Origin of the sequence: Nocardia puris (assembly GCF_003315035.1) — a bacterium.
In the GTDB taxonomy this organism is placed as follows: domain Bacteria; phylum Actinomycetota; class Actinomycetes; order Mycobacteriales; family Mycobacteriaceae; genus Nocardia; species Nocardia puris.
On the sequence record NZ_QNRE01000017.1, the window covers coordinates 84,612 to 107,056 of the forward strand.

Consider the following 22,445-nt stretch of genomic DNA (forward strand, 5'->3'; position numbering starts at 1 on the left):
TCCGAATTGCCTGCGCATACTCCAACGTAGCGCGACCGCGTGCGGGTTGGGCGAAATTGTCGCGGCGCGCCTCAGCGCACGGCGAGCGCGATCACCTGGGTCACCTGGGCCGGTGCGAAATTGTCGTCGCTGACCAGGATCAACGTGCGCTCCCCCGACGGCAGGCGCGGACCCCAGGTCATGCCCTCGACGTTGTCGACGTGCGCGAGGCCCACCTCGCCGAGGTCGGCGAGCAGGCGCTTGGCCACCGGGCGCGCACCCGCCAGCGGGGCGTCGAGCACGTTCGTCGCGCCCGCCAGATCCGCCTCGTAGATCCGGATCTTGTTGCCCGCGCCCACCACGAAGGAGCGTTCCAGCACCAGCAGCCGGGCCGGGTCCAGCGGGTCGGCGGCCAGGATCGACGCCACGCCGTTGGTGCCCTGACCTGGCTCCGGACTCGACTCGGTGAACACCGGCTCCAGCGGGTAGGCGAACTGGGCCAGCGGCGGACCGAACCTGCCCTGCACCGTGATCCGGGTGAGCGCGCCGTGCGCGACCGTCGCGTCCGGTCCGTCCTCGAGCAGCGGTCCCTCCAGCGCGGTGACGAACAGCGAGCCGCCGGCGGCGAACGTCGCGGCCTCCAGCGCGGCGTTGCGGCGCGGACCGGAGTCGGGGCGCATCCGCTCGTTGTCCGGGATCGGCAGCTCACCCGCGAAGGCGCCGTCGGGGCGGGAAACGCGCACGGCGGGGTCGTCGAGCACACCGTCGGCGCGCTCGCCCTCCTGCGTCCAGAAGAAGTCGCCCGACCACGGGTCGACCCGGATCTCCTCCGGGTCCACCGATTTCGGCGCGTACGGCGCGCCGTTCGCGGAGAGCAGCGGGCGGGTGCCGGTGAACTCGACCGCGCCGAGCCCGTGCGCGCCGACGGCGGCGCGGGCGGTGTAGAAGCGCGCCGGGCCGCGCTCGGACCTGTCGTCGCTGATCAGCACGTAATCGCCGGTGGCGGGCCGGTAGTCGATGCCCGACAGCCCGCCGACGACGGTGCCCTCGAACTCGAAACCGTGCGCGATCGTCTGGTGGCCGAGCAGGCGGACGCCCGGCTGGGCATGGGCCGGTGACGTGGTCAGCGCGCCTATCGCGACCGTCAGGGCGAGAATCGAACCGATACGTCTGCGAACCGTCACGGTCCCCCACCGTATCGGCCGCGCCGGACCACAGGGTGAACGGAACCGGAAGAGTCCGCTCACCGGGACCCGCGAAAGGCGGAAGCCCGCCACCGCGAAAAGCGGTGGCGGGCTTCGCCGTTGACGCGCGTACTACTTGCGCAGCGAGGCGGGCACCTCGAAGCGGTCGCCGTACTTGGCCTTCAGCTCGTCGGCGCGGGCCACGAAGCCCTCCTGGCCGCCGGGGTAACCGACGATGAACTGGTGCACACCACCGGTCCAGGCCGGGTACCCGATGCCGAAGATCGACCCGATATTGGCGTCGGCGGTGGTCTCGAGCACACCCTCGTCGAAGCACTTCTGGGTCTCGATCGCCTCGATGAAGAGCATGCGGTCGATCAGATCCTGGATCGGCACGGTGAAGTCGGCCGTGGTCTTGAAGTGCTCGCGCAGACCGGGCCACAGGCCCAGGCGCTTGCCGTCCTCGTCGTACTCGTAGAAGCCGGCCTTCTTCAGGCGGCCCGGACGACCCTGCTCGACCAGGTAGTCGACCACGTCCTGCGCCGGGTGGCGCTGCTTGCCCATGGTGGTGTCGCCCGCCTCGGCGGCCGCCTGGGTCTCCTTGGCGATCTTCTGCATGAGCTCGAGGTTCAGCTCATCCGAGAGCTGCAGCGGCGCGGCCGGGTAGCCCGCCTGCAGACCGGCCTGCTCGATGGTCGCGGGCTCGATGCCCTCGGTGAGCATGGCGATCGCCTCGTTGACGAAGGTGCCGATCACGCGCGAGGTGAAGAAGCCGCGGCTGTCGTTGACGACGATCGGGGTCTTCTTGATGGCCAGGGTGTAGTCGAACACCCGCGCCAGCGCCTCGGGCGAGGTCTTCTCACCCTTGATGATCTCCACCAGCGGCATCTTGTCGACCGGCGAGAAGAAGTGGATGCCGATGAAGTCCTCCTGGCGCTTCACGCCGGTCGCCAGACCGGTGATCGGCAGCGTGGAGGTGTTGGAACCCAGCAGCGCGTCGGGGGTGACGATGTCCTCGATCTCCTGGAACACCTTGTGCTTGAGCTCGGTGTTCTCGAAGACGGCCTCGATCACGAAGTCCACGCCCGCGAAGTCGGCCGCGTCGGCGGTCGGCGTGATGCGGTCCAGCAGCGCCTTGGACTTCTCCTCGGTGGTGCGGCCGCGCGAGAGCGCCTTGGCCTCGATCTTCTCCGAGTAGTTCTTGCCGCGCTCGGCCGCCTCGATCGTGACGTCCTTGAGCACCACGTCGTAGCCGGCCTTGGCCGAGACGTAGGCGATGCCCGCGCCCATCATGCCGGCGCCGAGCACGCCGATCTTCTTGATCTCCTTCTGCGGCACGTCCTTCGGACGCGAACCGCCGTTATTGATCGACTGGAGATCGAAGAAGAACGCCTGGATCATGTTCTTGGCGACCGGGCCGGTCAGCAGGTGCACGAAGTAGCGCGACTCGATGAGCGAGGCGTTGTCGATGTCGACCTGCGACCCCTCGACCGCCGCGGCCATGATGGCGCGCGGGGCGGGCATGTTCGCGCCCTTGATCTGCTTGCGCAGGTTCGCGGGGAACGCGGGCAGGTTGGCGGCGAACGCCGGGCTCGACGGGGTGCCGCCCGGGATCTTGAAGCCCTTCTTGTCCCACGGCTGCACGCCGCCCTCGGGGTTGGCCTTGATCCACGCCTTGGCGGCCGGGATCAGCTCCTCGACGGTGCCGACCAGCTCGTCGACCAGGCCGATCTCCTTGGCCTTGGCCGGACGGTTGCGCTGGCCCTGCAGCAGCACCTGCATCAGGGCGTTCTGCAGGCCGAGCATGCGCACGGTGCGGATCACGCCGCCGCCCGCGGGCAGCAGGCCGAGGGTGACCTCGGGCAGGCCGATCTGCGAGCCCTTCACATCGGCCGCGATGCGGTAGTGGGTGGCCAGCGCGATCTCCAGGCCGCCGCCCAGCGCGGCGCCGTTGATGGCGGCCACGACGGGCTTGCCGAGCTGCTCGAGGCGGCGCAGCGCGCCCTTGATCTCGCCCAGCTCGTCCATCAGGGCCTGCGCGTCGTCCGGGCCGACCTTCATCATGTTCTTCAGGTCGCCGCCGGCGAAGAAGGTCTTCTTGGCCGAGGTCAGCACCACGCCGGTGATGTTGTCCTTCTCGGCCTCGAGCCGCTCGACCGTGGCGGTCATCGACTTCTTGTACAGCTCGTTCATCGTGTTGGCGCCCTGGTTCGGGTCGTCCATCGTCAGCACGACGATGCCGTCCGAATCCTGCTCCCAACCGATCATGTTGGTTTCGCTCACAGCTCTGTGTCTCCTGTGTCTTTACGTCTCAGCTGTTCGGTTGGGTCAGACCCGCTCGATGATGGTCGCGACGCCCATGCCGCCGCCGATGCACAGGGTGATCAGCGCGTAGCGGCCGCCCCGGCGCTCGAGCTCGTCCACCATGGTGCCGGTGATCATCGCGCCGGTGGCGCCCAGCGGGTGGCCCATCGCGATGGCGCCGCCGTTGACGTTCAGCTTCTCGTCCGGGATGTTCAGGTCCTTCTGGAACTTCAGCACCACGGAGGCGAACGCCTCGTTGATCTCGACCAGGTCGATGTCGTCCAGCGTCAGGCCCGCCTTGGCGAGGGCCTTCTTGGCGGCCGGGGTGGGACCGGTCAGCATGATGGTGGAGTCGGCGCCGCTGGTGGCGGTCGCGACCACGCGGGCGCGCGGGGTCAGGCCCGAGGCCTTGCCGGCCTCCTCCGAACCGATCAGCACCAGGGCGGCGCCGTCGACGATGCCCGAGCTGTTGCCGCCGTGGTGGACGTGGTTGATCTTCTCCACGAAGTGGAACTTCTGCAGCGCCACCGCGTCGAAGCCGCCCATCTCGCCGATCACGGCGAAGGAGGGGTTGAGCTTGGCCAGGTCCTCGGCCGTGGTGCCGGGGCGCATGTGCTCGTCGCGGTCCAGCACGACCAGGCCGTTCTGATCCTTGACCGGCACGATCGACTTGGCGAAGTAGCCGCCGGTGGTGGCCTTGGCGGCGAGGTCCTGCGAGCGCACGGCGTAGGCGTCCACGTCGTCGCGGCTGAAGCCCTCGATGGTGGCGATGAGGTCGGCGGACACACCCTGCGGAACGAAGTAGGTGTCGTAGTTGGTGGCCGGGTCCAGGGCCCAGGCGCCACCGTCGCTACCCATGGCGACACGCGACATGGACTCCACGCCACCGGCGATCACCAGATCGTCGAAGCCCGAGCGCACCTTCTGCGCGGCCAGGTTCACGGCCTCGAGGCCGGAGGCGCAGAAGCGGTTGAGCTGGAAGCCGCCGACGGTGTCGGGCAGGCCCGCGACGGTCACGGCGGTGCGGGCGATGTCCATGCCCTGGTCGCCGACCGGGCTCACGACGCCGAGGATCAGGTCCGACAGGCGGTCCTCGTCGAGGTTCGGGAAGCGGTTGCGCAGCTCCTGGATCAGACCAACAGTCAGGTCGATCGGCTTGACCGAGTGCAGCGAACCGTTCTTCTTGCCGCGGCCGCGCGGAGTGCGGATGGCCTCGTAAATGTAGGCCTCTGTGGTCATATCGGAGTGTTCCTTCCTTGGGGTGCGCCTGCACCGCGATGTGCGGCACGGCCGCGGACAACCTCGCCGACCGGCCATGGGACCGACCGTCCGTATTCAGTTGACGGTGCTCGCCCGTGCCCGTGGTCCGCACCGCATAACGCTGTACAAATCATGGCGAACACCGGCGGACGCACGTCCCAGGGTCGCCCGTACGCCTGGGCTAACCATAGAACCTCGTCACACCGGAGTTCACGGCCACCCGTTCATACTACCGTCGTGTGCGAACTCCGGTTAACTTAACGGTGTCGAGGCGGTGGTTGTCAACCATCGAGCCGGGTCGCGCCCAGCTCGGAGCGCAGCAACTCCAGGGCGACCTCGTCGGGGTCGCGCCGGTCCTCCGGGGCCACCGGCTTGGCGGCCTCGGCGAGCATCTCCTGCTCCTCCTCGGCCGTCAGCGGGCCGGGTACCGCGGGAGCGGGCGCGTACTCGACGGGATCGGGCGGCGGATAGCTGCCCGGACCGGGGTCGTCGGGTAGGTCGGGGTAGTCGGGCGGGGGGATGTCGTCGTCGCCTCCCGAGCGGGGTGGCGGGGCGGGCCTGCCGCCGCCGGTGCCGCCCGCCTTCGCCTGGCTCGGGCGCGAATAGCGCGGCGGGGTGTTCGACTCCCGGTTACCTTCCGGAGCGGGCGGGCGCGACGGCGCCGCGGGGGCGCGAGTGCCCGCGGCCCGGTTGCCCTGGGCAGGACGATCCGTCGCGGCCCCTTGACCACCTTGGCCGCTTCGGCCACCCTGACCGCCCCGGCCGCGCGGGGCCTGCGCCGCGGCACCGGCCACCACCCACCGGATCTCGTGATCGCGGCCGAGGGCCGCGCGCACCGCCGATCGCACCGCCTCGGTATTGCGCGGATCCGACAACCGCTGCGCCAGCGGCGCGTGCTGGTGCGCGAACACGATGACGCCGTCCTCGACCCCGGCCACCGACGCCCCCGACAGCAGCGCGTGCACCGCCGCCCCGAACTCCCGCACCTTGGCCCGGATGTCTCCCCAAGCGCTTTCGACCGCGCGCCTGAGCTCTTCACCGTCCGGCGCACCGGACGAATCTGCATGCGTTGCTTCGGGTTCCGAGGGTGCGGGAGCTGCTGCGGGCATTGCCGGAGTGGGTTCGGGCGCGCCGACCGGCTCAGCGGCCCGCATGGGGGCCGACTCGAAAGCCTTTGCGGGCACGGCAGATTCGGACACCTGCGCGGTGGGCTCGGCCCGATCCGCAGATTCACCCCGCCGGACCGCAGGGTCAGCGTGCTGCGCGGCGGCCTCGGCCTGCCGGGTGGTGGGCTCCGGCCGCTGAGGGGTGGGCTCAACTCGACCAGCGGAATCAGCTTGTCCGGCGGCAGGCGCAGCATGTTGCGCGCCGGATTCAGCGCGTCGAGCGGCGGTCTCGGCACCGTGTGCGGTGGGCCCAGCGTGATGTCCGCCGGATTCAGCGTGCAGAGCGGAGGCCTCGGGCTGCTGCGTGGCGGACTCGGCCTGCCGCGCGGCGGGTCGAGCGTTCTCCTGATGCGCGGCGTCACCCGGATGGGCGGTTTCCTGCCCGCCCGCCGGCGAACTCACAGCGCCCTCCACAGGACCGGACGCCCCGGCGCCGGAGCCCGCCCCGGCCGCCCGCACACCCGCCGACGGAGTCTCCGCAGGGCCCCTTTCCGCCCCGCGCGCCGCACTCGACGCCGCCGAGTCGGGCCGCGCCGAAATACTCTCGGTCGGCACATCGGCACTCGGCCGCTCGGGCACCGGGCTCGGTTCACCCACGCGCGACTCGGGGGAGGCCGGGCGATCCTGACCCGCGGGCTGCTCGGCTCCGGCGACGCCCGGCGACGCCGAGTGCACGCCACCGGGCGGCGCCGGCGAATCACCGGCGCTCAGGTTCTGCGCATCGGGTCGCGTCGCACCCCCGGCTCGCTCATGTCCGGCGGCGACTTCCGACTCATGGGGCGTATCCGAGGCGGAGTGCTCCGCCCGCAGCGAGCCGACCGCGTCGTCACCGCGCCCCTGTCCACCACCCGAGGGACGCCGACCTGCGGCATTGTCGAGCGAATCCGGGCGGTCCGGGCCGGAACCGCTTGCGGCATCACCCTTTCCGGGGCGTCCGGACTTCTCCTCGCGCAGCGCGGCGAGCGCTTCCGCTCCGCGGCGGCGGGACGGGTCACCGCCGGACGGGCGCGGAGATTCCGTGCGCGGCGCGGCGGCCGGGGCCGCTGCCGACGGGGCGGGCACCCCGCCGGCGAATCCGCGCTCCAGGCGCTCCAGGCGTTGCAGCGTGGCGGATTCCGCGTCGGACACCGAGGGCAGCAGCATGCGGGCGCAGATGACTTCGAGCAGCAGGCGCGGGGCGGTGGCGCCGCGCATCTCGCCCAGACCCTCGTGCAGGAGTTCGGCGTAGCGGGTGAGGGTGGCGGAGCCGATGCGCTCGGCCTGCTCACGCATGCGGTCCAGCACGTCGCCGGGGCCGGAGACCAGCCCGCGATCGGCGGCGTCGGGCACCGCGCGCAGCAGGATCAGATCGCGGAACCGCTCCAGCAGGTCCACCGCGAAGCGGCGCGGGTCGTGCCCGGCCTCCATCACCCGGTCGACGGTGCCGAACAGCGCCGCGCCGTCGTCGGTGGCGAGCGCGGCGACCGCGTCGTCGATGAGCGCCACGTCGGTGACGCCGAGCAGCGCGACGGCGCGGTTGTAGGTGACGCCCTCGGGCCCGGCGCCGGCCAGCAGCTGGTCGAGCACGCTCAGGCTGTCGCGCGGCGAACCGCCGCCCGCGCGGATGACCAGCGGATACACCGCCTCCTCGACCGGCACGTGCTCCTGTTCGCAGATCCGGCCGAGCAGCCCGCGCATGGTGGCGGGCGGCAGCAGCCGGAACGGGTAGTGGTGGGTGCGCGAGCGGATGGTCGGCAGCACCTTGTCGGGCTCGGTGGTGGCGAAGATGAAGATCAGGTGGGCGGGCGGCTCCTCCACGATCTTGAGCAGTGCGTTGAAGCCCGCCGTGGTGACCATGTGCGCCTCGTCCACGATGAACACGCGATAGCGGGATTCGGCGGGCGCGTAGAACGCGCGGTCGCGCAGTTCGCGGGTGTCGTCGACGCCGCCGTGGCTCGCGGCGTCGAGTTCGATGACGTCGAGATTGCCCGAACCGCCCGGCCCGAGCGCCACACACGACGGGCAGACGCCGCAGGGCCGCGAGGTGGGGCCTTGCACGCAGTTCAGCGAGCGCGCGAGGATGCGCGCCGAGGAGGTCTTACCGCAGCCGCGCGGACCGGAGAACAGGTAGGCATGACTGATCCGCCCGGTGTCCAGCGCGGTACTCAGCGGGTCGGTGACGTGCTCCTGACCCACCACCTCAGCGAACGTTGCCGGTCGGTACTTCCGGTACAGAGCCACGGCCAGAGGTTACCGGCGCCCACCGACAGGCCGGGCGGCGACCGGCCGCCACGCGGACCCGGGCGAGCGAAGGCGCCGGACGCCCGCGAGAATGTGACATATCTAACAAGATTCCCGGCGACTTCTTCGCCCGTGCCGAACCGCTCGCGCGCGGGCGAACCCACCCGCGATCCCGCACGCCGTCCCGCGACCGACCGAACTATTTCCGCCGACCAGTCCCCTCCGCCGGGAGTCGACCGAACTCACACCCCGATTCACCGCCGATTTGCCGACATAACGAATCAATCACCGGAATCGACACGGCCGGATCGCCGTGGCTACCGTGGGCAATGGCAACTTCGGTAGCCAAACCTTCATCAGGTTGGTGACCCCGACCGGTCCCTCATCCCGGCCGGGGCACAACCTTCGCACCACATCGCCGCATCCCACCGCGCCTCCCGGAGGTCCGCGCCACCGTGCCGTCGTGTGACGAAATCGCCGCCGCCTGGCTCTCCCAGACCGACTTCGCGGGCAACACCGCCGCGGTCGGCTTGCTCAGCCGGGCGATCAATCCGCAGGAGTACGCACTCAAACGCGATTCGCTACCCGTGGCGGCGGCCGCCGATCCGATGACCGCCTCGGCCATCCTGGAACTGCTCGAACGCGGCCAGGTGCCCACCATGGCGGCGATCCGCACCCTCACCGCGCAGAACGAGATGCGCCGCGAGGCCGCGCGCATCGAGCGCCTGGGCAGACGCGCCCAGCGCAGCATCGACGAGTTCGGCAAGGTGCTGGCGCGGCTGGCGCACGAGCACTGTGCCGAGCACGGCACGGGCCCCACCCGCCGCGACATCCTCACCTCGGAGCCGGTCACCGCGCTCATCGCCGCACGAATCGGCCCGGTCGCGCCCAACGCGGTCAAGCACCTGTGGCTGGTGGAACGCGCCCAGCGCGCCGGCTGGATCGCCTTCAACGCCAGTCCGCACTCGCTGTGCGCGGCACGGCGATTCCACGCGGCCCCGTTCGGCAAGCGGGTCTCGCTGCGCCCGATGCACACGATCGGCACCCTGGTGGCGGGCTATCTGGCCGACCATCGGGACGCGCACGGCCACCCGCCGCACTGGACGGCGCTCGCGGACGAAGCGCGCGACGACCGCGGCCACCGGATCTTCCACGACACGGCCGACGCCCACGCACAGCGCCTGTGGCTCACCACGGCCGAGTGGATCGCGATCGAGGACGATCTGCCGGTGCCGGGCCGCCGCGGCCTGCGCGCGCTGTCGCGCCGCCGCACGGCCGGTGCGTGATCCGGGACACAGATCTTTTCACCCCTGGTCGCCCGTCTTACGCTGACGGCGCAACCAACGAGGGGATGTAATGCTCGGTCGGATCGCTCTGTTCGCCACCCGCCATCCGCGGGCCATTCTGCTCGGCGCGCTCGCCGTGGCGGTGCTGGCCGGGCTGTTCGGGGCCACGGCGGCCAGCCACCTGAAGTCGGGCGGATTCGTCTCCGACGACGCCGAGTCCCTGCGCGCCTCGCGTGTGCTCGAGGAGCACTTCCCCGGCGCGACGCCGAACTACGTTCTGCTGGTCGACTCCCCGGCGGGCGTGGACACCGAGGCCGCGCGCGACACCGGACAGCGCCTGGCCGAGGAGCTGCGCGATACACCGGCCGTGGAGGGCGTGCAGTCGTACTGGACGACGCCCGCGCCCTACAACACCGCGCTGCGCGGGGCCGACGGCAACAGCGCGCTGGTGCTGGCCGCGATCACCGGCGACGAGACCGAGATGCAGAAGATCGCGGGCGAGCTGACCGATCGCCTGGCGGGCACCGCCGACGGTGTCACCGTGCGCGCGGGCGGGCCCGCCGCGGTCTACAACGACGTCACCGTGCAGACCTCGCGCGATCTCGCGATCGCCGAGGCGGTCGCGATCCCGCTGTCGATGATCGTGCTGATCCTGGTGTTCGGCAGCCTGATCGCCGCCGCGCTGCCGCTGGCCGTGGGCCTGTTCGCGATCGCCGCCGCGCTGGCCATCCTGCGGCTGTTCACGCTGATCACCGACGTGTCGATCTACGCGCTGAACATGACGACCGCGCTCGGCCTGGCGCTGGCCATCGACTACAGCCTGTTCATCGTCAGCCGCTATCGCGAGGAGCTGGCCGCGGGCCGCGACGTGACCGCCGCGACCGTGCGCGCCGTACAGACCGCCGGGCGCACGGTGCTGTTCTCCGCGCTCACCGTCGCGCTGTCGCTGGCCGCGCTGAGCGTGTTCAACCTGTACTTCCTCAAGTCGTTCGCCTACGCGGGCGTGGCGGTGGTCGCCGCCGCCGCGGTGGCCTCGATCCTGATCCTGCCCGCCGCGCTGGTGCTGCTCGGACACCGCGTCAACTCGCTCGACCTGCGGGTGCCGGTGCGGCGGCTGCTGCGCAGGCCCGCCCCCACCGCGGCGCCGCGCCCGGAGGACACCGGCTGGTACCGCCTGGTGTCGAAGGTGATGCGCCACCCGATTCCGTTCGCGACGATCATCATCGCGCTGCTGCTGGTGGTCGGCTCGCCGTTCCTGAACCTGGCCTTCGGCTACCCCGACGACCGGGTGCTGCCCACCTCGGCGGAGAGCAGACAGGTCGGCGACGAACTGCGCTCGAATTTCCCGCAGGCCGACCCGGTTTCGGCGGTGTACATCGTGCTCGACGACTACACCGGCGGCCCCGAACCGATCGCGGCCTACGCGAAGGAACTCGCGCAACTGCCCGACGTCCCCGCGGTGCTCTCCAGCGCGGGCACGTTCGCGGGCGGCCTGTCCGCGCCCGCGCCGCCCGGTATGGCGACCGATTCGGTCACCTACCTGACCGTCAGCAGCGCACTCGACCCGTACTCCGAGGAAGGCGCGCGGCACCTGGAGATGATCCGGGCCGTCGAACCGCCCGTGCCCGCGCTCTACAGCGGCGCGGCGGTGATCAACGACGACGCGCTCTCGGCGCTCGGCGCGCGCCTGCCCATCGCGGCCGCGCTCATCGCGTTCACCACCCTGCTCGTGCTGTTCCTGTTCACCGGCAGCGTGGTGCTGCCCGTGAAAGCGCTTGTGCTCAACACCTTCTCGCTGACAGCGGCGTTCGGCGCCATGGTGTGGGTGTTCCAGGAGGGGCACCTGTCCGGGCTGCTCGGCTTCACCGCCGTCGGCTACCTGGTGCCGACCATGCCGATCCTCATGTTCTGCCTGGCGTTCGGCCTGTCGATGGACTACGAGGTGTTCCTGCTCTCGCGGATTCGCGAGGAGTGGCTGCGCACCGGCGACAACACGCGCGCCGTGGCGCTCGGCGTGGCCCGCACCGGGCGCATCATCACCGCCGCCGCCCTGCTGATGGCCATCGTGCTCGGCGCGATGGTCACCTCCAAGGTGTCGTTCATGCAGCTCATGGGCCTCGGGCTCACGCTCACGGTGCTGGTGGACGCCACCGTCATCCGCGGCATGCTGGCCCCGGCCCTGATGCGCCTGCTCGGCACCGCCAACTGGTGGGCGCCCGCGCCGCTGGCCAAGCTGCACGCGAAGATCGGCCTCACCGAGGACGCGGAACCGGCCGCGCCCGCACCCAGTCCGGATCTGGCGAAGAAGGGCTGAACCCGTTGGCGGAGCGGCGGATTCAGTTGACTTCCGAGGCCGGCGCGGTGAAGGTGTTGCACTCGGTGGTGAGGTTCTCGTCCACGCCCGCCTCGAACCAGTTGCCGCTGTTCTCCGGCGTGCCGTGATCGCGCGCGTCGGTGGGGCCGTCGCCGCGGCCGAACGCGTCGCGGCGGGCGACGGTGATCTGCGACGAGCTCAGCCCGCCGCCGTCCTCGGACGCACCGAGGTACATGCCGTTGAAACACTGCGCCTGCAACTCGATTCGGCGCGAGAGCTCGAGCCCGCGCGCGCTGCGGGTGCCCGCGTCCACGCGCTCGCTGTTGGCGGCGCGCAGGATGCCCGACACCGACTGCACGTGGTGGGCGTACTCGTGGGCGAACACCGAGAGGTAGACCACCCAGTTGTCCTTGAACAGATCGGTCTGCAACTGGCTGATCGGCATGTAGATGGACTTGTTGGCCGGGCAGTAGAACGCGGCGAAGTCGGTGGTGGTGCCGGTGCAGGGCGTCTTGATGCCCTGCGTGGAGGCGCTGACGTGCACGGTGGGCGGGGTGAACGGCAGTCCCGCCTGGTCGAGCACCGGCTTCCAGGCGTCCTCGAGGCACTGTTCGGCGGTGTCGAAGAACGCGCGCGCGACCTCGACATCGGTGCTCCAGCGGGTGTACTCGCAGTCGGCGGGGATGAGCGTGTGCGGGCCGGTGACCAGCGGGTTGGCGCCCGTCTCGGCGGGACCCTGGGTTCCCTCCTCGTAGGTGATCCCCGAGGACGGACCCGTCGCGCGATCATCGCGGTCGATCATGCGAAAACCGTTGCGCACCAACGCCGCGACCACCACGGCCACGATCAGCAACAGCACACCGGCGATCTTCGATCCGCCGCTCTTACGCGGCGGACGGGGCGCCTGGCCGGGCGGGCCGTAGGGCAGGGGCGGCGGCATCGGCGGGCGGTAACCGCCCTGCGGCGGATCGGCGGGGCGCCGGCCGTACCCGGGCGGCGGACCGTAGGCCGGGCGCGGCGCGTAACCGGGTGGTTGCTGCGGATATCCGGGCGGGGGGCCGTAACCGGGGCGCTGCCCATACCCGGGCGGCGGGACCGGACGCCCACCGGGTGGAACCGGTCCATATCCGTACGGTGGTTGGGTCACTCCCCCGTACCCCCTCGTCTCCGATGTTTCGCCGACAGCCGCTGACGCAGGATAGCAACCTGTCTAGAGTAGGCACCCATGCTGACATTCCGGGGGGCCGCCGTAGGCGTGCTGCTTCTCGCCGCGGCGGGATTGGCGAGCGCGCCGGCGGCCCAGAGCCAGCCCGCACCCGACGGGATCACGATTGTCGCGGATCTGAAGCTCAGCCGCGAAGGTGTGCTCGAAGTGGTCGAAGAAGTCACCGTGCCCGAGGGCGAGCACTTCACCCAATCCTTGCCGCTGCGACTGCAACTCGACGGCGATATCGAGCGCCGCTTCCAGGTCACCGACATCCAGGCGCAGGGGGCGGGCACCGCGCAGGTCGCCGACGAGCAGTTCACCATCGACGCCACCCCGGGGCAGTCGACCTACTCGTATTCGATCCACAACACCGTCAGCGACGCGCCGGGCACCCAGGTGTTCAACTGGTTCGGCGTGCTCAACACCGATATCGCCGCGATCAGCGCGTCGGTGATCAGTCCCAGCTTCGAAATGGCCATCGTGGACTGCAAACTCGGCCCGCCCGGCAACACCCGGCCGTGCGCCGATGTGCGGATCGAGGCCGACGGCGTGCTCTGGCTGGAGCAGACCGATCTGAACAAGGGCGACGCGATCGACCTCACCCTCCAGCTGCCGCCCGGCACGGTGCCCGCCAACGCCGATGTGGAGGATCTCGGTAAACCCGGGCCGTTCTCGGTGACCGCGCCGGTGCTGCTGGCGTTCGGCGCGCTGCTCGCCGCGCTGGCCGGGCTCGCGGCGTACGTGCTGCGCGCCCGCCGCGCCGACGCGGCCGCCCTCGCGGGCACCGACAGCATCGACCCGCTGCGCGAGGAGTCGGGCGAGGTGCGGTTCACCTCGCCCGAGGGCATCCTGCCCGGCGAGGCCGGTGTGCTGCTCGACGAGCACGCTGATCCGGTCGACATCGCCGCCACCGTCGTGGATCTCGCGGTGCGCCGTTACCTGTGGATCGACCGCATCGCCGAGAACGACTGGCGCATCACCAGAGTGAACGCACCCGACGATCAGCTGCGCGACTACGAAAATGCCGTCTACGAGGCGATTCTGCCCGAAGGCACGGACGCGGTGACCGTCGGCCAACTGCGCGGCCGGGTCGACCCGGCGCCCATCCGCGCGGCGATGATCGCCGACGCCGTCGACAACGGCGCGTTCACCGACCGGTCGGGGATCGCCCCGGCCACCTGGATCGGCGGCGCGCTGGTGGTGGCGGGCGTCGCCGCGACGGTCGCCCTCGCGAGCGCCGGCGGGGCGGCGCTGGTCGGCGTGGCCGTCGCGCTGGCGGGTGTCGCGACGCTGTTTTTGCCCAAGTACCTTCCGGTGCGCACCGCCCACGGCAGGCAGCTGGCCGGGCAGGTGCGGGCGCTGCAACGCGGCCTGGATGCCGTTCGCCCCGAACGGATTCCGCCGACCGACCAGGAGACGGTGTTCTCGCGCGGGCTGCCCTTCACGGTCATCGGCGGGCGCGGGGACAACTGGATCCGCGCCTTCCGCGACCTCAATCCCGCCGCCGACGCCCACCCGGGCCTCTATTGGTTCGGCGGATTCGAGCGCGACCCGAACCTGCACCGGTTCGCCGCGCACTTCCCGTACTTCATCATCGCCGTCGAAGGACTCTTCGGGGAGAACTGACGAAAGGTCCGGGCTCCCTGGGGAACCCGGACCTTTCCTCGACTGCTCAGTCGACCGCGGTGACGCGCCGCATGGCCGAGAGCGGATCGGCGTAGAGCGAGCTGAGCGAGGTCACCACCGCGGCGAACTCCTGCACCTTGCCACCGAAGCCGCTGATGCGAATGTCGGTGGACGGCAATGTGGAACTCTGCCGGAAGGCCTGCGCGACGTGCGCGATGCCCGGCCGGTACCCGGTGAACGCCTGCCCGCCCAGGATCACCCGGTCGGGGTTGAGCATGTCGCGCACCAAGGCGACGGTCTGGCCGAGCATGGTGGCGCGTTCGGCCAGCAGCTCCTGCGCCTGCGCCGAACCGCCCGACGCCGCGCGATACAGGTCCGCGATGGTGGTGCCCGCGGTGCCGTTGTGCGCCGGGATGATTCCGCGTCCGACCGCGCGCGCGTGCAGCGCCCGGTCACCCACGGTCACTTCCAAGCAGCCCCGCTTGCCGCAGGTGCATTCCACGTCGGAACCGGTCGGCAGGTGCGCGATGGAACCCGGGCCGTTGCTCGGGGTGTGCACGCGGCCGTCCAGCGTGACCGCGACACCCGCGGTCTCGCGCACGTAGAAGTACAGGCTGCTGCCGCGCTCGCCACCCTCCCGCGGTTCCGGGGTGGGGAGCAGGAGCTCGGAGGCGGCCATGGCCTCCACGTGCGGGGCCACCGAGACCGGCAGCTCGAGCACGTCACCGAGTACGGCGCCGACCTTGGCGCCCTGCCACTCCAGCTTCGGGTGGTCGACCACGCCGGTCAGCGTGTCGACGCGGCCGCCGATGGCGACGCCGGCCCAGAGTGGTTTTCGCCGGTGCCAGCGCTGTAGGAAGGCTCGCGCGCTGCGCGCCACCGTGGTGGTGGCGAATTCCTGACCGGTCTGCGGCGTCGCGATGGCGAGACCGCCGAGAATGCGGCCCCGCAGGTCGGCGGCCACGATCTTGGTGGCGGCGGCGCCGATGTGGATGCCGAGAGTGATGTAGGTGTCGTGGTCGATCTCGAACGGCACCCGGGGGCGGCCGACGGCACCGGAGGCGGTCAGGTCGGGGCGTTCCCGCAGCAGACCGGCGGTGAGCAGCGCGGACACCTGACGGTTGACCGTCGCGATACTCAAACCCGTGGTGCGGGCGGCGTTGTCGCGGGAGATCGGACCCGCGGTGGCGGCGCGGAGCACCGCGGCGGCGGGGTTGTCGGAGATACGGAGTTCCGGCGCGACGACGGGGCGCTGAACACGGACACGGCCGGTGGCAACCCGCGAAACGGATCGCTCCAGGGTGGGGATGGACATGTGAAGATTCCTCGCTGAAGACCCGCTCGAAGCGGGTCGTGCCTACACGTGCGGCGACGGTGCAGCGAGCGAGTACGGAAACCGGCTCAGCTGCGGGGGCAGCGACAACACAGTTCCCGCGTCAACGGCAGCCGAAGGCCCAGCGCGGCGGTCACATAGGTGACCCGCGGCGCGATGTGACGGCTGGCGGACATGTTCATGAAGGTAACACCCGGGCCGCCACCATTCCAAGGCCCGACCGCTCCCGGTGTTCCAGGACACACCGTTTCGCCTGGTCGGGTGCCACGCACGCGGAATCGGGCCCCGCTCGGCCGAGAGGTGTTGAGCGGGGCCCGATTCCGCGTCGTGCGGCGCGGTCGCCGTGCCTGCTACTTGGCGGGCGGGGTGAACGGCTGGTTGATCGTGGTGAAGTACTGGATCACCGCGCCGATCGCGAACGGAGCGGTCACGAAGATCTGCCCGGCGAGCGTGCCGAGGGCGCCGACCGCGAGGATGCCGCCGAGGCAGCCGATCGCCGCCGCGGGGATGAACGGGCCGAACAGACCGACGATCGTCGCCGAGGCGACGGTGGCGCCGGCGATGCCGCCGAGGACGCAACCCAGCGCGCCGCCACCGAGGCCACCGACGAGCGTGCCGATCGCGGCGCCGAGGGAGACGGTGCTGGTCAGGCGGCTCCAGGCGGCCTGCTCACGCTCGTACTCGGTCTTCCACGGCGCCTGGTTCTCGAACGGCAGCGCGACGGGCTTGTAGATCGCCTTGTCCAGCGACAACTGCGGCGTCAGGGTCGCGGTGCGGCCCGCGATCTGCGCGGCGATCGGGAACTCGAACTCGTCGAGGCGGAACGTCAGCGGCGTCCCCGCGACGGTGGTGCCATCGGCGGCTTTGATCTTCAACGCGCCGTCCTCGACCACCAGCGAACCCTGGTCGATGGAGATGATCGACTGGGTGTCGGTGCTGTCGGCGGTGAAGTTGATGACGTCGGCGGCAGGCGCTTCCGGAGCCGCGACAGCGGTCCCCGCCGTAATGCCGGTCGCGACCGTGAGCATGGCCGCGACCACGGCGAGCTTCCTGAATTTCATGTGTGCTGCTATCCCTCATCCGATGGAGCTTTCGTGACGAAAGCATCGAGCACGCGACGCCGCGGGACGAGGGAAAAACGCAGCAAGATCGGAACTGCGGCAACCGACCGGCGAACTACTACTTACCGGTTTTCTCCTTGGCCGCCGCTTTCATCTGCTTCTTGAACGCGCGCACCTCGAGCAGCGACTGTTCGTCGGTGATGTCGGCGGCCGAACGGCGCGAATCCTTTTCGGAGTAGGCGCCCGCCGCCTGCTCCCAGCCCGCCGGACGCACACCGAGCTGCTTGCCGAGCAGGGCCAGGAAGATGCGCGCCTTCTGGTCGCCGTAGCCGGGCAGATCCTTGAGTCTGCGCAGCACTTCCTTGCCGTCGGGGTCGCCCTTGGTCCAGATAGCGGTGGTGTCGCCGTCGTAGTGTTCCACCACGTAGCGGGCCAGCTCCTGGGTACGGCGCGCCATCGACCGCCCGTAGCGGTGAATGGCGGGCGGGGTGGCGCCGAGTTCCTCGAACGCCTCCGGATCGGCGTCGGCGATCTTGTGGATATCGAAGCCGTCCATGCGATCGGCGATCTTCTTCGGCCCGCGGAAGGCGTGTTCCAGCGGAAACTGCTGATCCAGCAACATCCCGGTCAGCAACGCGAACGGGTCCTCGGAGAGGAGTTTATCCGCCTCGGGTTCCTGGGCGAGACACAATGTCACGGTCACCGTCGACATCCTTTCGCGATCGTCGGCTCGTGCGGGCCCTGCGATCATCTCACCCATTTCCTACTGTGTGGTACGTCTCGGTGCCGCGTAGGCTCGGCGCATGCCACTGACTGCGGCGATTTCCAGGGACGGACACGGACCCATGAGCACTGAACCGCTGCGCCCGGACCGCTTCGACAGCGCGGGCCAGGACCAATTGGTCGATGTGCGCGACCTACAGGCCGCGCTGCCCGGTATCCATCGCCTGCGCACCTGGGCCCACGAGGCACTAGCGCTGCGCCCGGGGGAGAAGGCCGTCGATATCGGCTCGGGAACGGGATCGGAGGTGTTCGCGTTCGCCGACGCCGTCGGGCCCACCGGCGAGGCCGTCGGCGTCGAACCCGACCCGAACCTGCTGGCCTCCGCCGAGCGTCGCGCGAATCAGCTCGGCTCGGCCGCGCGATTCCATTCCGGCGACGCCTACGGCATCCCGTTCGGCGCCGACTATTTCGACGCCGCGCTGTGCGAGCGGGTGTTCCAGCACCTCACCGCGCCGGTGCGGGCGGCGAACGAGATCGCCCGCGTGTTGCGCCCCGGCGGGCGGGCCGTGGTGGTCGACGTCGACTGGGACACCGCGATCGTGCATCCGGGCGAGCGCGGCGTGGTGCGCCAGGTGCTCGACACGCTGATCTCCGCCACCACCAATCCCCTCGCGGGCCGCGCCATCCCCGGCCAGCTCACCAGGGCAGGTCTGGTGGTGGACGAGATCGGCTCCCACGCCCTGGTCCAGGACCGCGCGGCGGGGCCCGGCTCGCTCGTCACCCGCATCTCCGCCATGGCGGTGGCGCGCGGTTCGATCACCGAAGCCGAGCGCGAGGACTTGCTGCGCGACCTCGAACGCGGCGCCGAAACCGGCGACATCCACCTCTCGGTGACCATGTTCGCGGTGCTGGCCCACAAACCGAACTGACGGCGAAGGCTCCCCGCCCCGGGGAGCCTTCTCGTCCCCTTACTTACCCAGCAACTTCTCCGTGGCGGCCAGCAGCACGCAGGTCGCCAGGCCGTCCATCGCCTTCTCCAGCTCCTCGGTCTTCGGGAAGCTAGGGGCGATGCGAATGTTCTTGTCCTCCGGGTCCTTCCGGTAGGGGAAGGCCGAGCCGGCGGCGGTCAGCGCGATACCCGCCTCCTTCGCCAGGGCGATCACGCGAGCGGCGGTGCCCTCCAGCACATCCAGGCTGATGAAGTAGCCGCCCTTCGGCTCGGTCCACGACGCGACCTTCGAGGCGCCGAGGCGGTCCTCCAGGATCTTCAGCACCAGAGCGAATTTCGGCTCCAGGATGGCGCGGTGCTTCTGCATGTGCGCGCGCACGCCGTCGGCGTCCCGGAAGAAGCGCAAGTGGCGCAGCTGGTTCACCTTGTCGGGGCCGATGCTCTTCTTCGCGGCGTGCGAGAGGTACCAGTCCAGGTTCGCGGTGGACGCGCCGAGGAAGCTCACGCCCGCGCCCGCGAAGGTGATCTTGGAGGTGGAGGCGAACACGATGGGCCGGTTCGGGTTACCGGCGGTGGCCGCCAGGCCGAGCACGTCGATCACCGGGTCCGCGGTGTCGGTGAGCGGGTGCACCGCGTAGGCGTTGTCCCAGAACAGACGGAAGTCGGGCGCTGCGGCGGACAGCGAAACCAGTTCGCGCACAACCTCTTCGGAGTAGGTGACGCCGGTGGGGTTGGAGTAGTTCGGCACCGCCCACAGACCCTTGATCTGCGGGTCGGCGGCCAGCAGCTCGCCGATCAGGTGGGTGTCGGGGCCGTCGTGGCGCATCGGGACGGTGATCATCTCGAAGCCCAGCGCCTCGGTGATCGCGAAGTGGCGGTCGTAACCCGGTGCGGGACAGAGGAATTTGAGGGTGGGCTCGGCGGCCCAGCGGCGCTCGGAATCGTTGGTGCCGTACAGCATCGCGTAGGTGATGACGTCGTGCATCAGCTCCAGGCTGGCGTTATTGCCCGCGAGCAGGTTGTCGACGCCGATGCCGAGCAGTTCGCCGAAGAGGGCGCGCAGCTCCGGGAGTCCGTGCAGGCCACCGTAGTTGCGGCAGTCGGTGCCGGTGCCGTCGCGGAAGTCGCCGTCGCCGGGTAACGAGAGCAGCGCCGCGGATAGGTCCAGTTGTTCCGGCGAGGGTTTTCCTCGGGTCAGATCCAGCGTGAGCTTCTCGGTCCGGAGCTTCGCGTAGTTCGCGGTCTGGGTCTCGTGCTCGGACACGAGCTCCTCGTGGCTCATCAAACCGATCTGCGTTTGCCGGGGCATCCTTGGGCAGCCTTTCGAAGCAGCTGGGGGTGTGGTTTCGGTGGTCCGTTCCGATGTCGGGGGGACCATCGGCGGATCGCTGCCCACGTTACCCGGCGGTTGCCCGTATCAGTAGGCGTTCGCCCGAGTGAGGAGACTGGCCGATCTCCGGCCGCTGGGCCCGTCGACCGGGCCGATATATAGGGGACCCCGCGCACCCGGCAGAGCCCGTTGACCCTTGCTGCCTTCCGGCCCTGGGGGAGTTCACAGGATGCGCGCCGCGCGGGATCCGTCGGCCAGTGTAGCGGGTCACCCCCGCCCCGCCCACATCCGCCCCCGATCACCCGTCCCACCAGCACCGACACCCCCACCCCACCGACTCCCCGGCACCCATTTGGCATCCCACCGGGGTCACCCGGTATGCTGCTCCACGGAGGATTCGCCTAGTGGCCTATGGCGCTCGCCTGGAACGCGGGTTGGGTTAACAGCCCTCAGGGGTTCAAATCCCCTATCCTCCGCTCAACCGGCTGGCCGGGTGGTTCACGAACCACCCGGCCAGCCGTTGTTTCGGGGGCATGTCTGCGCGGCTCCACCCCTTCCCTCTGCCACCTTCTGACCACCGCATGTTCTGGTTTTCAACACGAAACTGAGGCCGACTCGAACCAGGGGGACCGATCATGAGCCAGCCGGGATACCGCCACCAGCCGATAGTCGTCGAACCCCGGGATGCGGCGGCGTATCTCGCCAAGATGGATCTGGACGTGGACGACATCGCGAACGCACTCGCCGCGGGCGAGACCGTTGCGGGCAACATCACGGGCTTCCACCCGTCTACCGGCGCGGGACTGGCCAGGTGGATCTACACGGTCGACAGGCTGCCGCTCGACGTCGGAGGACAGGATGTCGACTTCCGAGTCGTCGAAGCCGGCTAGGACCTTTCTCGACCCGGATCGCGTCCGGATCGCCCGGATGCGCCGAGGCTGACCAAAGTCGAACTGGCGCATCGTCTCTCGGTCACGCCCCGGACCATCGCGAAATATGAGGACGGTATGGCGCCGACCGGTGTCGCCGGTTCTCTCGGTGCTGCCCTCGACTACCCCGCCACCTATTTCTCGGTTGGTGCCCCACCGCTGATCGGCGCGAACGAGGTCCGGTTCCGCGCCGCGCGACGCGCGACCGCGCGGGAACGGGATGCCGCCGTAGCGGCCGGTGTGTCCGGGATCGAGATCGACAGGTGGATCTCGACTCGGTTCGTGCTGCCTCCGGTCGACGTACCGTCGTTCACCGGCCACGCCCCCGCGACCGCCGCGCAACTCCTGCGCGCCGTATGGGGGCTCGGAACGAAGCCGCTGCCCAACCTGGTGCAGTTGTGCGAATCCCGGGGAATCAGGGTGTACACCCTGCCGCCGTTGGCGGACGCGGTCGACGCGTATTCACTGTGGCGCGACGACATTCCGTATGTCTTCCTCCATCTCGTGCTGCACGGCGAGGAAGCGTGCGACACATCGAACCAGGAACGCGAAGCGGATGCCTTCGCGTCCGAGTTCCTCCTGCCCGCCGCGAGTGTCGCCGAATACCTGCCGAACAACCCGTCGCTCCCACAGATCCTGATGCTGCGCGACACGTTCAAGACCTCGGCGATGGCGACAGCGTTCGCCTGTCACAAGGCGGGGCGCCTGTCCGACTGGGCCTATCGGCAGACCTGCGTCGAGCTGTCCACGCGCGGTTATCGCACCTCCGAACCGGACGGTATGCCCAATTACGAGATGTCACGGGTCTTTCCGCAGGTCTTGGATCGAACCGGCGCGGTCCACGCGCGCACCATCGCCGGCGAACTGCACCTCCCCGTGAGCGACGTCCACGCGCTGACCTTCGGAACCGAGCTGCGCAGTGCGCAATCGACCGAGGTGAATGCGGAAACGGCGCGGCGCGGTCCGACCGGGCGTCATCTGCGCATGGTGTGAGCGAGCGGCGGTGTCCGCTACGTTCAGCTCACCCGTACACCCGTCACGACGCCGAGTCCAGTGTTCGGGTAGCCGCCGACGCAGGGGGCCGTGAGTCCTTCGGACAGGTTGCCGAAGTAGCGCTGGGTGTACGGGCCGACGCCGGGGCCGAGGCCGTAGGTGAGGTACACACCGACGCAGTCGACGTCGACCCCTCGGTACATATCGGTGGTGCCGGGGCAGTGGACGGTCACGCTGGTGAGATTGCGAGTTTCCACGCAGCCCGGCGGCACCGCCTGCGCGGCACCGGAACCGGCGAATACGGCGGTGGTGCTCGCGGCCAAGGCTATTCCGAAGGCAGCCGGAACGACACGGGTGAGTTTCACGCTCGAATCCTCCTATTCGTCCCCTTCGGATCGAGCGCACCATAACGGGGACCGCACCGGCAGACCCCAGAACCGGTGCCCACGATGGGACCGGGCGGCGGCTCGGGGGTGCGGTGGTGGAGGCGGTGACGCCGACCGGTGGGTTCAGTCACGGTGCGGCCGTGCGGATTCGGACCGAGCACGGTGGGCGCGCGTTCGTGAAGGTGATCGAGGGTG

Annotated in this window: 16 protein-coding genes, 1 tRNA gene and 1 other RNA gene; 7 read left to right on the top strand and 11 right to left on the bottom strand. The window is 70.1% G+C overall.

What is annotated here, in order from left to right:
* Positions 1 to 71: 71 nt before the first annotated feature.
* The 4 genes from DFR74_RS30405 to DFR74_RS37430 all read right to left on the bottom strand — a co-directional run bounded on the left by DFR74_RS30405 (position 72) and on the right by DFR74_RS37430 (position 8,113).
* Positions 72 to 1,163: an esterase-like activity of phytase family protein gene (locus DFR74_RS30405; protein WP_113975363.1), complete on the bottom strand. Its 1,092-nt coding sequence runs from the start codon at positions 1,161 to 1,163 to the stop codon at positions 72 to 74.
* Between the two features lie 132 nt (positions 1,164 to 1,295).
* Entirely contained in the window at positions 1,296 to 3,446 is a 2,151-nt protein-coding gene (locus DFR74_RS30410; RefSeq protein ID WP_067507825.1) for a 3-hydroxyacyl-CoA dehydrogenase NAD-binding domain-containing protein, read from the bottom strand.
* A gap of 45 nt (positions 3,447 to 3,491) precedes the next feature.
* A complete protein-coding gene (locus tag DFR74_RS30415) occupies positions 3,492 to 4,706 on the bottom strand; it encodes an acetyl-CoA C-acetyltransferase (protein WP_067507827.1) in 1,215 nt (404 codons plus the stop codon).
* A gap of 302 nt (positions 4,707 to 5,008) precedes the next feature.
* Entirely contained in the window at positions 5,009 to 8,113 is a 3,105-nt protein-coding gene (locus tag DFR74_RS37430) for a DNA polymerase III subunit gamma and tau (RefSeq protein ID WP_084537499.1), read from the bottom strand.
* 455 nt (positions 8,114 to 8,568) lie between these two features.
* Here DFR74_RS37430 and DFR74_RS30425 point away from each other — a divergent pair, with 455 nt between their 5' ends.
* Together DFR74_RS30425 and DFR74_RS30430 are read left to right on the top strand one after the other, a co-directional pair.
* Entirely contained in the window at positions 8,569 to 9,399 is an 831-nt protein-coding gene (locus DFR74_RS30425) for a hypothetical protein (RefSeq protein ID WP_067507829.1), read from the top strand.
* Positions 9,400 to 9,469: 70 nt separating this feature from the next.
* Entirely contained in the window at positions 9,470 to 11,713 is a 2,244-nt protein-coding gene (locus DFR74_RS30430) for an MMPL family transporter (RefSeq protein ID WP_067507831.1), read from the top strand.
* Positions 11,714 to 11,735: 22 nt separating this feature from the next.
* Here DFR74_RS30430 and DFR74_RS30435 read toward each other — a convergent pair whose 3' ends face one another.
* Positions 11,736 to 12,653: a neutral zinc metallopeptidase gene (locus DFR74_RS30435; protein ID WP_067507833.1), complete on the bottom strand. Its 918-nt coding sequence runs from the start codon at positions 12,651 to 12,653 to the stop codon at positions 11,736 to 11,738.
* 285 nt (positions 12,654 to 12,938) lie between these two features.
* Between DFR74_RS30435 and DFR74_RS30440 the strand changes: the two genes are divergently transcribed.
* A complete protein-coding gene (locus tag DFR74_RS30440) occupies positions 12,939 to 14,546 on the top strand; it encodes a DUF2207 family protein (RefSeq protein WP_067507835.1) in 1,608 nt (535 codons plus the stop codon).
* A gap of 46 nt (positions 14,547 to 14,592) precedes the next feature.
* Here the strand turns inward: DFR74_RS30440 and DFR74_RS30445 are convergent, their stop codons facing one another.
* The 3 genes from DFR74_RS30445 to DFR74_RS30455 all read right to left on the bottom strand — a co-directional run bounded on the left by DFR74_RS30445 (position 14,593) and on the right by DFR74_RS30455 (position 17,643).
* Complete coding sequence (locus tag DFR74_RS30445; protein WP_067507837.1) at positions 14,593 to 15,861, bottom strand: ROK family transcriptional regulator; 1,269 nt, start codon at positions 15,859 to 15,861, stop codon at positions 14,593 to 14,595.
* 368 nt (positions 15,862 to 16,229) lie between these two features.
* The gene (locus tag DFR74_RS30450; RefSeq protein ID WP_067507839.1) at positions 16,230 to 16,940 is read right to left on the bottom strand and encodes a hypothetical protein; all 711 of its coding nucleotides are present in this window, start codon (positions 16,938 to 16,940) and stop codon (positions 16,230 to 16,232) included.
* A gap of 118 nt (positions 16,941 to 17,058) precedes the next feature.
* Positions 17,059 to 17,643 carry an HhH-GPD-type base excision DNA repair protein gene (locus DFR74_RS30455; protein ID WP_232331715.1) on the bottom strand — a complete coding sequence of 195 codons (585 nt, stop codon included), beginning with the start codon at positions 17,641 to 17,643 and terminating at the stop codon, positions 17,059 to 17,061.
* A gap of 142 nt (positions 17,644 to 17,785) precedes the next feature.
* Between DFR74_RS30455 and DFR74_RS30460 the strand changes: the two genes are divergently transcribed.
* A complete protein-coding gene (locus DFR74_RS30460; protein WP_067507843.1) occupies positions 17,786 to 18,592 on the top strand; it encodes a methyltransferase domain-containing protein in 807 nt (268 codons plus the stop codon).
* Positions 18,593 to 18,631: 39 nt separating this feature from the next.
* On the opposite strand, the gene DFR74_RS30465 is transcribed toward DFR74_RS30460, so the two are convergent.
* Together DFR74_RS30465 and ffs are read right to left on the bottom strand one after the other, a co-directional pair.
* The gene (locus DFR74_RS30465) at positions 18,632 to 19,921 is read right to left on the bottom strand and encodes an aminotransferase class I/II-fold pyridoxal phosphate-dependent enzyme (RefSeq protein ID WP_067507845.1); all 1,290 of its coding nucleotides are present in this window, start codon (positions 19,919 to 19,921) and stop codon (positions 18,632 to 18,634) included.
* Positions 19,922 to 20,099: 178 nt separating this feature from the next.
* Positions 20,100 to 20,194, bottom strand: an RNA gene (ffs, locus tag DFR74_RS30470) — signal recognition particle sRNA small type.
* Between the two features lie 138 nt (positions 20,195 to 20,332).
* Here ffs and DFR74_RS30475 point away from each other — a divergent pair.
* The 3 genes from DFR74_RS30475 (at position 20,333) to DFR74_RS30485 (ending at position 21,864) form a co-directional block, all read left to right on the top strand.
* A tRNA-Ser gene (locus DFR74_RS30475) sits at positions 20,333 to 20,418 on the top strand.
* Between the two features lie 159 nt (positions 20,419 to 20,577).
* On the top strand, positions 20,578 to 20,832 hold the full coding sequence (locus DFR74_RS30480; protein WP_067507847.1) for a hypothetical protein: 255 nt from the start codon (positions 20,578 to 20,580) through the stop codon (positions 20,830 to 20,832).
* A gap of 321 nt (positions 20,833 to 21,153) precedes the next feature.
* Positions 21,154 to 21,864, top strand: a complete 711-nt coding sequence (locus DFR74_RS30485; RefSeq protein ID WP_147265990.1) for a M78 family metallopeptidase domain-containing protein — start codon at positions 21,154 to 21,156, stop codon at positions 21,862 to 21,864.
* A 23-nt stretch (positions 21,865 to 21,887) separates the two neighbouring features.
* Here the strand turns inward: DFR74_RS30485 and DFR74_RS30490 are convergent, their stop codons facing one another.
* A complete protein-coding gene (locus DFR74_RS30490) occupies positions 21,888 to 22,229 on the bottom strand; it encodes a hypothetical protein (protein ID WP_147265991.1) in 342 nt (113 codons plus the stop codon).
* Positions 22,230 to 22,445 lie beyond the last annotated feature (216 nt).

Coding starts and splice junctions, on each gene's coding strand:
- DFR74_RS30415 (WP_067507827.1), bottom strand. CDS start 4,706: ATGACCACAGAGGCCTACATTTACGAGGCCATCCGCACTCCGCGCGGC.
- DFR74_RS30430 (WP_067507831.1), top strand. CDS start 9,470: ATGCTCGGTCGGATCGCTCTGTTCGCCACCCGCCATCCGCGGGCCATT.
- DFR74_RS30435 (WP_067507833.1), bottom strand. CDS start 12,653: ATGCCGCCGCCCCTGCCCTACGGCCCGCCCGGCCAGGCGCCCCGTCCG.
- DFR74_RS30440 (WP_067507835.1), top strand. CDS start 12,939: ATGCTGACATTCCGGGGGGCCGCCGTAGGCGTGCTGCTTCTCGCCGCG.
- DFR74_RS30445 (WP_067507837.1), bottom strand. CDS start 15,861: ATGTCCATCCCCACCCTGGAGCGATCCGTTTCGCGGGTTGCCACCGGC.
- DFR74_RS30450 (WP_067507839.1), bottom strand. CDS start 16,940: ATGAAATTCAGGAAGCTCGCCGTGGTCGCGGCCATGCTCACGGTCGCG.
- DFR74_RS30460 (WP_067507843.1), top strand. CDS start 17,786: ATGAGCACTGAACCGCTGCGCCCGGACCGCTTCGACAGCGCGGGCCAG.
- DFR74_RS30465 (WP_067507845.1), bottom strand. CDS start 19,921: ATGCCCCGGCAAACGCAGATCGGTTTGATGAGCCACGAGGAGCTCGTG.
- DFR74_RS30480 (WP_067507847.1), top strand. CDS start 20,578: ATGAGCCAGCCGGGATACCGCCACCAGCCGATAGTCGTCGAACCCCGG.